Here is an 11,454-nt window from a genome sequence, read left to right as displayed (position 1 = left end):
CGGACCAGATGGGCCATCCATGGCCCACTGGACCTCTCGCCGCATCCATGCGGCTCGACCCACTCCACGACACTGGCGTTCGCCCTCCTGAACGGGGCGATTCGCTAGCCTGAAAGTGTTGGTTGAATAGCCACAAAAAGCCGTAGCCCGTAGCGTGGACAACGGCGAAGCCTTGTCCACAGAGATCTGCGTCACACGCCAGTGGAAAACGCTACACCTGTGAACACCCAAGCCTCAGGCTTGTGCTCCGTCCCCGTCAGTGAGGCCGAGTTCCGGTGTCGTGGCGGGGGTTGCGAGGCAGGACGCCGAGCAAGGCGCGAGGGGCAGGAAGCCCCTTCGTGCCGTGCCCCTGCCACGACGCCGGGACGAGAGTACCCGGAGCGTAGCGGAGGGCCGAAACGTTGGGGTGCGCTTTCTTTTGCTTACTTTTCTTTGCGCAAACAAAGAAAAGTGAGTCGCCCGGGTGGGCGAAACAAGAGGTACCGGCAGAGCGCGATAAGTAGCTAAGGCACCGTAATACTCAAGGCGCAGAATTAAGCGCCCCGCACCTTTGGGCTTCGCTCCCGCTCAACCCAACCTACGGAACGGTCAGGGCCCACGTCGGCATGGGCCCGAAACGCCCTCAGCGCGTATTCACCACCGGGCTGGCCAACCGCTCCAGCAGCGTCGCCTGCACACTGCGGGCGTTCTGGTTGCCGGTCGGCGATTGCCGGATGTAGCTGCCGTTTTCCTGCAGTACCCAGGCCTGGGTGTTGTCGGTGAGATAGCCTTCCAGCTCCTTCTTGACCCGGGTGATGAGTTTCTTGCCTTCCACCGGGAAGCAGGTCTCGACGCGCATGTCGAGGTTGCGCTCCATCCAGTCGGCGCTGGAGAGATAGAGCTTCTCGTCACCACCGTTGAGGAAGTAGTAGATCCGGCTGTGCTCCAGGAAGCGGCCGATGATGGAGCGCACCTGGATGTTGTGGGACACGCCCGGTACACCGGGACGCAGGCAGCACATGCCGCGCACCACCAGGTCGATCTTCACCCCGGCCTGGCTGGCCTTGTAGAGGGCACGGATGACCTTGGCATCGGTGAGACCGTTGACCTTGGCCATGATCTGCGCCGGCCGTCCTTCGCTGGCCGCCACCGCTTCGCGGTTGATCATCTCCAGCAGGTTCTTCTTCAGGGTGAAGGGCGCGTGCAACAGCTTCTTCATGCGCAGGGTCTTGCCCATGCCGATCAGCTGGTTGAACAGCTTGTGCACGTCCTCGGTGAGGGCCACGTCGGCGGTCAGCAGGCTGTAGTCGGTGTACAGCTTGGCGTTGCCGGCGTGGTAGTTGCCGGTGCCCAGGTGGGCATAGCGGCGCAGCTCGCCGTTCTCGCGGCGCAGGATCAGCATCATCTTGGCGTGGGTCTTGAAGCCCACCACGCCATAGATGACCACGGCGCCGGCCTGTTGCAGGCGGCTGGCCAGCTGCAGGTTGGACTCCTCGTCGAAGCGCGCGCGCAATTCGATCACCGCGGTCACCTCCTTGCCGCTGCGCGCCGCGTCCACCAGGGCGTCGACGATCTCGGAGTTGGCGCCGCTGCGGTAGAGCGTCTGCTTGATCGCCAGGACATTGGGGTCCTTGGCGGCCTGGCGCATCAGGTCGACCACCGGGGTGAAGGACTCGAAGGGGTGCAGCAGCAGCACATCGAGCTTGCCCAGCACGTTGAAGAGGTTGTCCTTCTTCTGCAGCAACTTGGGAATGGTCGGCGTGAAGGGAGCGCTCTGCAATTCCGGATGGCTATCCAGCCCGGTGATGGAGAACAACCGGGTCAGGTTGACCGGACCGTTGACCTTGTACAACTCGCTCTCGCCCAGATTGAACTGCTTGAGCAGGTAGTCGGTGAGGTGTTTCGGGCAGATGTCCACCACCTCGACCCGTACCGCATCACCGTAGCGACGGGAGAACAGCTCGCCGCGCAGGGCACGCGCCAGGTCTTCGACATCCTCGGTGTCCACCGAGAGATCGGCGTTGCGGGTCAGGCGGAACTGGAAGCAGCCCTTGACCTTCATGCCGGGGAAGAGATCGTCGGCGTGGGCGTGGATCATCGAGGACAGGAAGACGTAGTTGTCTCCAGGTCCCGCGACCTCCTCCGGCACCCGGATGATCCGCGGCAGCAGGCGTGGCGCCGGGATGATGGCCAGACCCGAGTCACGACCAAAGGCGTCCATGCCCTCCAGCTCGACGATGAAGTTGAGGCTCTTGTTCACCAGCAGCGGGAAGGGATGGGTCGGGTCCAGGCCGATGGGGGTGATGATGGGCGCGATCTCGTCGCGGAAGAACTTGCGCACCCAGGCCTTGATCTTGACGTCCCAGTAACGACGGCGGATGAAGCGAATCCGCTGCTCGGCCAGCGCCGGCAAGAGGACATCGTTGAGAATGCCGTACTGCCGGTCCACCTGGCCGTGGACGATGTCGCTGATGCGCGCCAGCGCCTGGTGCGGCAGCAGGCCATCGGCCCCGGCCTGCTCGCGGGCGAAGGCGATCTGCTTCTTCAAGCCCGCCACGCGGATCTCGAAGAACTCGTCCAGGTTGCTGGAAAAGATCAGCAGGAACTTGAGGCGCTCGAGTAGCGGATAGGATTCGTCGAGAGCCTGCTCCAGCACGCGGATGTTGAACTGCAGCTGCGACAGCTCGCGATGGATGTAGAGGCTGCTGTCGTCCACGTTGGCCGCCGGCACGCTGGGCGCGGCCGGCACCTCGAGCACGGGCGCGGACGGCTGCGCCTCGACATCTGTCGCGATCGCCTCCTCCGGCGTCTCCAGAGACTCGGCGGTGACGGGCTGTTGCAGATCGGTTTCGACGAAACCCTGGCTACTCATTGAAGCTCCTTAGGAACGCGAAGGCCCCTGGCGAAGTTGTTGGGCGGCGCGTTTGGCGAAATAGGTGAGGATGCCGTTGGCCCCGGCACGCTTGAAGGCCAGGAGCGATTCGAGGATCACGGCGTCGGCCAGCCAGCCATTCTGGATCGCGGCCATGTGCATGGCGTACTCGCCGCTCACCTGGTACACGAAGGTCGGCACGCGGAATTCCTCGCGGACCCGGCGGACGATGTCCAGGTAGGGCATGCCCGGCTTGACCATCACCGAGTCGGCACCCTCGGCCAGGTCGCCGGCGATCTCGTGCAGGGCCTCGTCGCTGTTGCCCGGATCCATCTGGTAGGTGGCCTTGTTGCCCTTGCCCAGATTGGCGGCCGAGCCGACGGCGTCGCGGAACGGCCCATAGTAGGCGCTGGCGTACTTGGCCGAGTAGGCCATGATCTGCACGTTGTGATAACCGGCGTCTTCCAGGGCGGCGCGGATGGCGCCGATGCGACCGTCCATCATGTCCGACGGGGCGATCACCTGGGCCCCGGCAGCGGCATGGGACAGCGCCTGCTTGACCAGCACCTCGACCGAGATGTCGTTGAGCACGTAGCCGCGCTCGTCGAGGATGCCGTCCTGACCGTGGGTGGTGAAGGGATCCAGGGCCACGTCGGTGATCACCCCCAGTTCCGGGAAATGCTCGCGCAGGGCGCGGGTGGCGCGCTGGGCGATACCGTCGGGGTTGTAGGCCTCGGCGCCGTCCAGCGACTTGCGCTCGGTGGGCGTGACCGGGAACAGCGCGACCGCGGGAATCCCCAGCGCCACCAGTTCGGCGGCCTCTTCCAGCAGCAGGTCGATGGACAGCCGCTCCACGCCGGGCATCGAGGGAATGGCCTCGCGACGGCCTTCGCCATCGAGCACGAAGACCGGCAGGATCAGGTCATCCACCGTCAGCACATGCTCGCGCATCAGGCGACGGGAAAACTCGTCGCGGCGCTGACGGCGCATGCGAGTGGCAGGGTAGCTACGGTTGATGGGGGTAAAGCTCACGATCGACTCCCAGACCCGGATCACGGGTCAGTGTGATGGGTTATAGGCCACAATCATGACCGATTGGTAACAGCAGATGACAATATGGTGTGCCTATAGGTCCTATCCAAGGCAGACGCCGGCTGGACCCGGCGTGACACAGGGTCGCAGCGAAATCCCTGCCTGACCGCCTGGCACCCGGCGGACGGAAGTCCGTCACACTTTCTTTCCAGACGCCAACCGGGGTAGGCTGCGCCATCTTTATTCACCTCGTGTAGCGCCGAATGCTCCAACAATTCCTCCACGATTTCGGCTATTTCGCCCTTTTTCTCGGCACCTTCTTCGAGGGCGAAACCATTCTGGTACTGGCCGGTTTCCTGGCCTTCCGCGACTACATGAACATCCAGACCGTCATCCTGGTCGCCTTCTGCGGCAGCTATGCCGGCGATCAGCTCTGGTACTTCCTCGGCCGGCGCCACGGGCGCAAGCTGCTGGCACGCAAGCCCAAGTGGGAAGCCGCAGGCGAGAAGGCGCTGGCGCACATCCGGCGCCACCCGGATCTCTGGGTGCTGAGCTTTCGCTTCGTCTATGGCCTGCGCACGGTGATGCCGGTGGCGATCGGCCTGTCGGGCTATCCGCCGGCGCGCTATCTGATCCTCAACGGCATCGGCGCCATCGTCTGGGCCACGGTGCTGGGCTATGCCGCCTATCACTTCGGCGCCGTCCTCGAAGGGGTGCTGGGCAATCTCAAGCGGTACGAACTGATGGTGCTGGGCGGTCTGGTGGTGATCGGCCTGCTGCTCTGGCTATGGCGCCGCAGCCGCACGCCCAAGGCCTGATGGCCGGACAGCCCGTGACCCGCTACGTCCATCGAACGGATTAAAGGCTCGGTTGCCGCTGCCGATGCCCTGAGCATCAACCTCTCCCGACATCTCCATGCAAGCTGGCGATTGAGCATGCTGAACTTCTCCACCTTGCTTCCCCCCGGCCATCAGATCCTGGCCGCCAACGAGTACGAAAGCCTACTCGTGGTCCTGGCGTACCTGATCGCCAGCGCCGCCGGCTACACCGCCCTGGCCATGGCCGACTGGGTGACCAACAGTCGCTCCCGCCGCGGCAGCGAGCTGGCCAAGCTGATCGGCGCCGTCGCCCTGGGTGGGGGCATCTGGTCGATGCACTTCCTGGCCATGCTGTCGTTCAAGATCGGTATCCATGTGCACTACGCGCCCCTGCAGACCCTGGCCTCGCTGCTGATCGCCGTCGCCGTGTCCTACACGGTCATGCACCTGATCGGGCGCGAGTCCCTGACCGCACCGCAATACCTGCTCGCGGCCCTGGCCGCCGGCCTGGGCATCGCGACCATGCACTACACCGGCATGCTGGCGATGCAATCGGTCGCCATGCAGCTCTATGATCCGCTGCTGGTGGTGATCTCCGTGGTGATCGCCAGCCTCGCGTCCCTGGGTGCCCTGCTGCTGGCCTTCCGCCTGCGCGGCAGGACCGGCCTCAGGACCCTCTGGCTGCGCCTGCTGGGCAGCCTGGTCCTGGGTTTCGCCATTGTCTCCATGCACTTCACCGGTATGGCCGCCCTCACCCTCGCGGTGCCCATCGGCTTCGAACCCGACGGCCTGGCAGAAGTGAATCAGCACCTGGAGCTGGGCATGGGCATCGCCCTCGGCACCCTGTTCATCATCATGGTCGGCCTGCTCGCCGCCTGGGCCGGCGAACGCTTCAATGCCCAGCGTCTGCGGCTGGAGCGGGTCTCGACCACCCTCGATCAGATCACCCTGCACGATCCCCTCACCCACCTGCTCAACGGCGGCAGTTTCATCCAGACCGTCGACCGCGCCATCGGCCAGGCGCGCACCGGAGAGCAGTTCGCCCTGCTGATACTGGACATCGATCATTTCAAGCGGATCAACGACAGCCTCGGCCATGCCCTCGGCGATGAACTGCTGATCCAGATGGCGCAGCGGATCCGCGCGGTACTCGACAACGACCTGCCGCTGGCCCGCTATGCCGGCGACGAATTCAGCCTGCTGCTGCCGCTCGGCCAGCGCGGCGACAGCCAGCCTCTGGCCATGCGCCTGCTGGAGCAGTTGCGCCCGCCCTTCGAGCTGGCCGGACAGCGCATCGCCATGACCTTCAGCCTGGGCATCGCCCATTACCCCCAGGACGGCGCCAACGCCGGCCAGTTGCTGCGCAGTGCGGGCCTTGCGGTCGGCCACTGCAAGCGCAGCGGACGCAATCGCAGCCAGAGATTCACCACCGATCTCCAGCGCGACGCCGACGACCTGCTCAGCCTGGAGATGGACCTGCGCCATGCCCTGGCCCAGGGCGGCCTGCACGTCGCCTATCAGCCCATCGTCGATCCGGGCGGTGCTGCGGTGGCTCTGGAAGCCCTGGTGCGCTGGCAGCATCCGGTCCTGGGCCCGCTGAGCCCCGAACGCTTCGTCCGCGTCGCCGAGGAAACCGGACTGATCGCCGAACTGGATGGCTGGGTCATGCGCCAGGCCTGCGCCGATCTCGCCCAGCTGCACCGTGAGGGTCATGCGGAGCTGCGCGTTTCGGTGAATTGCTCGGCATTGAATCTGAGCGATCGCCTGCTGCCCCAGGCCATCGCCCGGGCCTTGCAGGCCGAGGATCTGCCGGCGTCGGCGCTGATCCTCGAGGTGACCGAGAACGCCCTGATGCACAGCCTCAACGTGGCCGTCGAGGTGCTCGGCGAGATCCGTACCCTGGGCGTGCGGGTGTCCATCGACGACTTCGGCAGCGGCTATTCATCGCTGGCCTATCTGAGCCGGCTGCCGGTGGATTCGCTCAAGGTCGATCGCGCCTTCGTCCGCACCATTCCCAAGCAGAGCAACGACATGGCCATCGCCGCAGCGATCATCGCCATGGCGCACAAGCTGGGCCTCAATGTGGTCGCCGAAGGGGTGGAAACCAGCGAACAACGCCAGTTCCTGCAGGCCAACGGCTGCAACTTCATGCAGGGCTATCTGTTCGGTCGGCCCATGCCGTTGCCGCAATTGCGCACCTGGTTGCAGCAACCCGCCCTCGCGGCCGTACCGGCCTAGGCGCGGCTCCGCGCCTAGCCAGCGGCGCTGCGCTGGAGGCGGGTGAGCAGCCGATCCAGGGCATTGGCGAAAGCCTGGCGATCACGTTCGCCGTAGCCGGCCTGGCCGCCGCCCATCTGGCCCTGGTCACGCAGATCGGTCATCAGATTGCGCATGGCCAGGCGCTGGCCCATGTTGCGCTCGTCGAATTCCTGGCCACGCGGATCGAGGGCGACCACGCCCTTCTTCACCAGCCGGTCGGCCAGGGGAATGTCGCTGCAGATCACCAGGTCACCGGGCTGCGCCTGCTCGACCAGATGGTCGTCGGCGGCGTCGGGGCCACTGGGCACCACCACCAGGCGCACACAGGCGAAGGGCGGCTTGATCTGCGGCTGGCCAGCCACCAGCACCACCTCCAGCTTGCGCTTGAGGGCGAATTTGCAGACCAGCTCCTTGGCGGCGCGCGGACAGGCATCGGCATCGATCCACAGGATCACGGGGGATTTCTCCGGCAAAAGCCCAGGATACCGCGCCGCGGCGGCGCACCCCAGCGCGGCGGCGCGGTCCGACAGGGATAGCGAGCTGACTGGAGTCCCCCATGACCTTCTGGCAACGCCTGGAGCAACCCGCCCAAGTCCTGGTGTATGGCGCCACCGGCGGCCTCGGTCTGGCCCTGAGCGAACGGCTGCTGGCCCGCGACGACGTCGCGCGGGTCTGGGCTTGCGCCCGTCAGGCCGAAGGGCATGCCGGTCTGGCCGCGCTGGAGCGCCGCCATGGCCCGCGGCTGCGCCGCCTCGATGTCGATCCGCTGGCCGAGCCCGAGCTGGCGGCGCGCCTGACTGACGAGACGCCCCGCCTGGATCTGCTGCTGTGCGCCTCGGGCCTGTTGCAGGGCGCGCGGGCGCGCGCCGAGAAGAGTCTGGCGCAGGTGGACCAGGCCGGACTGCTGGAAAGCTATCTGGCCAATGCCGTGCTGCCGCTGCTGCTGATCCGCCAGCTGACGCCGCTGCTCAAGGGCCAGCACCCCTGCCAGATCGCCGCGCTCTCGGCGCGGGTCGGCTCCATCGGCGACAACCGGCTGGGCGGCTGGTACGGCTATCGGATGGCCAAGGCCGCGCTGAACCAGGGCTTGCGCTGCGCCAGCATCGAACTCGCCCGGCTCAATCCGCAGAGTTGCGTGCTGGCCCTGCACCCTGGCACCACCGACACGGCACTGTCCCGGCCCTTCCAGGCCCGGGTACCGGCCGACAGGCTGTTCACCCCAACCTATGCGGCAGACCGTCTGCTGGAGGTACTGGCCGCACGGACGCCGGCCGAGACCGGCAGCTTCTGGGACTGGCAGGGCCAGTCGGTGGTCTGGTAGCGCCCGGCTTCAGACCGCGGCGCGGCGCACCGTGGACAGCAGCGCGGCCGCGGCGAGAAACAGGCTGGCGAACACCCGGTTGGTGATGCGCTGCTGCCGAGGCGTGCGCAGCAGGGTCAGCACCCGGGCAGCCAGACCGGTGTAGCCGGCCATCACGATCAGGTCGACGGTGACCATGGTCACCCCGATAAGCAGATACTGCGCAGCCAGGGGCGCGTGGGGATCGACGAATTGCGGCAACACCGCGAGCAGGAAGATCAGCGCCTTGGGATTGCTCACGTTGACCAGGAAGCCGCGCATGACCAGGGCACCGATCCGCGGCGGCAGACGTTCGCCGACCAGCTGCTCGCCCAGGTCCAGCGGCGCAGCGCGCCACTGGCGGATGGCCAGGTAGGCGAGATAGGCCACGCCGAACCACTTGATCAGGGTAAAGGCCAGCTGCGAGGTCGCCAGCAAGGCGCCGACGCCCACGGCGACCACGGCGATCTGCAGCGCCAGGCCCAGCTGCAGGCCCAGCGCCGTCCAGTAGCCACGCCGGAAACCGTGGTTGACGCCTGCGCTCATGGAGGCGACGGCACCCGCCCCCGGCGAGAGGCTGATCATCCAGCAGGCAATGAAGAAACCGGTCCAGACCTGCAGACTCATGAATTCACCTGTCGAGATGGAAATCGAAGGAGCCGTCGGCATCGCGCCAGCGGCGGACCGACTTCTGGAAGAACTGGGTATTGGGGATCTGCACCAGGGTGGCTTCCTGGTTGTCGTCCAGTTCCTGCAGGGTCACGAAGAGCATGTTGATGGCCACCACCCGACCCTTGATGCCCGGCTTGTCCGAGGCGTCCAGCACCTCGATGCGATCACCCAGGCGAAAGGGGCCGACGGTAAAGATCAGGACCGCGCAGAACAGGTTGGAAAGCACGCTCCAGATGGCAAAGAAGGCCACCGCGGCCACCGCGACGAAACCGGAAATGGCCGTCCAGAGCACCGCTGCGGAGACGCCGAAGCGCTCCAGCGCCATGAGGATGGCACTGCCCATGATCAGCCAGCGCAGGACGCCGCGCAGTCCGAGGACGATCTGCGGCGGCAGCGGATAGCGTTCGCCCAGGCCGGTGACGGCGCGGGCCACGATACGCTGCAGCACGTAGCCGAGCAGCAGCACCAGGGCCACCTGACCGGCCACCAGCAGGTAGTCGCCCCAACCCGGCAGCCAGGTGTACAGCCACTGCGTCATCAGGCCCCCTCGAGTTCGGCTTGCAGACCTTCCAGCCGCTCCAGGGCCTCCAGCCACTGTTCTTCCAGCTCGGCTTCGCGGGTCTTGGCAGTGGCCTGATCGGCCAGCGCCTGGCGCAGCTCCTCCTTGCGGGAAGCGTCGTAGAGTCCGCTGTCACCCAGGCGGGCCTCCAGGGTGGCGAGCCTTTCCTGCAGCTTGCCCAGCTCGGCTTCCAGCTTGTCGGCGGCCTTTTTCAGCGGCGCCAGCTGCTGGCGCAGGGCGGCGGCGGCCTGGCGCTGGGCCTTGCGATCGGTCTTGTCGACCGCCGCGTCGCCGTCCGACATGGGCTCCTGCCGGGCGCGGAAATCCACCAGCCAGCGACTGTAGTCGTCCAGGTCGCCGTCGAAGGCCTGCACCTTGCCATCGGCCACCAGCAGGAATTCGTCAGTGGTGCTCTTGAGCAGATGACGGTCGTGGGAGACCACCAGCACCGCCCCGGCGAACTCCTGCAGCGCCAGGGTCAGCGCCAGGCGCATGTCCAGGTCCAGGTGGTTGGTGGGTTCGTCCAGCAGCAGCAGGTTGGGCTTCTGCCAGGCGATCAGCGCCAGGGCCAGCCGGGCCTTCTCGCCACCAGAGAAGTTCAGCACCACCTCGTCGCAGCGCGGACCGCGGAAGTCGAAGCCGCCGAGGAAGTCACGCAGACTCTGCTCGCGCTCGCCGGGGGCGATGCGCTGCAGGTGCAGCAGCGGACTGGCCTGGGCGTCCAGGGAGTCGAGCTGGTGCTGGGCGAAGTAGCCGATGGCCAGGTTCTCGCCGCGCTGCAGGCGGCCGCCAAGGGGTTCCAGCTCGGCGGCCAGGGTCTTGATCAGGGTCGACTTGCCGGCGCCGTTGGGGCCGAGCAGACCGATGCGCGCACCCGGCGTCAGCTGCAGCTTGACCGGATGCAGGACGGTGGTCTCGCCATAGCCGAGCCGGCCTTCGGCCAGGTCGAGCAGCGGGCTGGACAGCTTGTCCGCCTCGCGGAAGACGAATTCGAAGGGCGAGTCGACATGGGCCGGCGCCAGCTCTTCCAGGCGTTCCAGGGCCTTGATCCGGCTCTGTGCCTGGCGCGCCTTGGTGGCCTGCGCCTTGAAGCGGGCGATGTACTTCTCCATGTGGGCGCGCTGGGTCTGCTGCTTGTCGTAGGCCTGCTGCTGCTGCGCCAGGCGTTCGGCGCGGGTACGCTCGAAGCTGGAATAGCCGCCGCGATAGAGCACCAGCTTCTGCTGATCCAGGTGCACCACATGATCGACCACGGCGTCGAGGAAGTCACGGTCGTGGGAGATCAGGATCAGGGTGCCGGGATAGCTCTTGAGCCAGTCTTCCAGCCAGAGGATGGCATCCAGATCCAGGTGGTTGGTGGGTTCGTCGAGCAGCAGCAGGTCCGAAGGGCACATCAACGCCTGGGCCAGGTTCAGGCGCATCCGCCAGCCACCGGAGAAATCACCGACCTGGCGTTCCATCTGCGCGGCGGTGAAGCCCAGACCGGCCAGCAGCTTGCGCGCCCGGGCGTCGGCGGTATAGCCGTCGGCCGCCTCGAAGTCGGCGTGCAGCCGGCCCAGGGCGTTGCCGTCCTGGGCCGCTTCGGCCGCCGCCAGTTCGCGCTGGACGCGGCGCAGGTCGATGTCGCCATCCAGCACATAGTCCACCGCCAGCCGCTCCAGGGTATCCACCTCCTGGCGCATGTGGGCGATGCGCCAGGCCGCCGGGATGTGGCAGTCGCCGGCGTCGGCACCGAGCTGGCCGCGCAGGAGGGCGAAGAGACTGGATTTACCGGCACCATTGGCACCGATCAGACCGGCTTTCTGGCCGGGATGCAGGGTCAGCTCAGCGCTTTCGAGCAGGCGCTGGGGACCACGCTGTAGAGTAAGGTTCTGTAGTCGGATCATGGCGGCGGAGTGTAGCAGCTCCACCACCCACGAACGGG

9 protein-coding genes are annotated in these 11,454 nt (G+C 66.4%); 3 read left to right on the top strand and 6 right to left on the bottom strand.

All coding sequences use genetic code 11. From position 1 onward, the window contains the following. Positions 1-622: 622 nt before the first annotated feature. Both ppk1 and hemB read right to left on the bottom strand, forming a co-directional pair. Positions 623-2,851, bottom strand: coding sequence for a polyphosphate kinase 1 (gene ppk1, locus QMX82_RS13615; RefSeq protein ID WP_208693149.1), 2,229 nt, complete (start codon positions 2,849-2,851; stop codon positions 623-625). A 9-nt stretch (positions 2,852-2,860) separates the two neighbouring features. Then, positions 2,861-3,883 carry a porphobilinogen synthase gene (hemB, locus tag QMX82_RS13610; protein WP_208693150.1) on the bottom strand — a complete coding sequence of 341 codons (1,023 nt, stop codon included), beginning with the start codon at positions 3,881-3,883 and terminating at the stop codon, positions 2,861-2,863. 263 nt (positions 3,884-4,146) lie between these two features. Here hemB and QMX82_RS13605 point away from each other — a divergent pair, with 263 nt between their 5' ends. Both QMX82_RS13605 and QMX82_RS13600 read left to right on the top strand, forming a co-directional pair. Further along, positions 4,147-4,701, top strand: coding sequence for a DedA family protein (locus QMX82_RS13605; RefSeq protein ID WP_027598182.1), 555 nt, complete (start codon positions 4,147-4,149; stop codon positions 4,699-4,701). A 117-nt stretch (positions 4,702-4,818) separates the two neighbouring features. Continuing rightward, a complete protein-coding gene (locus QMX82_RS13600) occupies positions 4,819-6,939 on the top strand; it encodes a putative bifunctional diguanylate cyclase/phosphodiesterase (protein ID WP_282284414.1) in 2,121 nt (706 codons plus the stop codon). A 14-nt stretch (positions 6,940-6,953) separates the two neighbouring features. Here QMX82_RS13600 and QMX82_RS13595 read toward each other — a convergent pair whose 3' ends face one another. Beyond that, a complete protein-coding gene (locus QMX82_RS13595) occupies positions 6,954-7,415 on the bottom strand; it encodes a YaiI/YqxD family protein (RefSeq protein WP_158889768.1) in 462 nt (153 codons plus the stop codon). Between the two features lie 101 nt (positions 7,416-7,516). Between QMX82_RS13595 and QMX82_RS13590 the strand changes: the two genes are divergently transcribed. Continuing rightward, on the top strand, positions 7,517-8,281 hold the full coding sequence (locus tag QMX82_RS13590; protein ID WP_282284411.1) for an SDR family NAD(P)-dependent oxidoreductase: 765 nt from the start codon (positions 7,517-7,519) through the stop codon (positions 8,279-8,281). A 9-nt stretch (positions 8,282-8,290) separates the two neighbouring features. Here QMX82_RS13590 and rhtB read toward each other — a convergent pair whose 3' ends face one another. The 3 genes from rhtB to QMX82_RS13575 are packed head-to-tail and all read right to left on the bottom strand — an operon-like array spanning position 8,291 to position 11,416. Beyond that, on the bottom strand, positions 8,291-8,926 hold the full coding sequence (gene rhtB, locus QMX82_RS13585; protein ID WP_184289770.1) for a homoserine/homoserine lactone efflux protein: 636 nt from the start codon (positions 8,924-8,926) through the stop codon (positions 8,291-8,293). Between the two features lie 4 nt (positions 8,927-8,930). Next, positions 8,931-9,509, bottom strand: coding sequence for a mechanosensitive ion channel family protein (locus QMX82_RS13580; RefSeq protein WP_133860455.1), 579 nt, complete (start codon positions 9,507-9,509; stop codon positions 8,931-8,933). After that, positions 9,509-11,416: an ATP-binding cassette domain-containing protein gene (locus tag QMX82_RS13575; RefSeq protein ID WP_282284408.1), complete on the bottom strand. Its 1,908-nt coding sequence runs from the start codon at positions 11,414-11,416 to the stop codon at positions 9,509-9,511. The genes QMX82_RS13580 and QMX82_RS13575 overlap by 1 nt, the downstream gene beginning before the upstream one ends. Positions 11,417-11,454: the final 38 nt, after the last annotated feature.

This window comes from Pseudomonas sp. PS02302, from assembly GCF_029959585.1.
GTDB classification, from domain to species: domain Bacteria; phylum Pseudomonadota; class Gammaproteobacteria; order Pseudomonadales; family Pseudomonadaceae; genus Chryseomonas; species Chryseomonas aestiva.
This window is presented reverse-complemented; position numbering and strand designations above follow the sequence as displayed.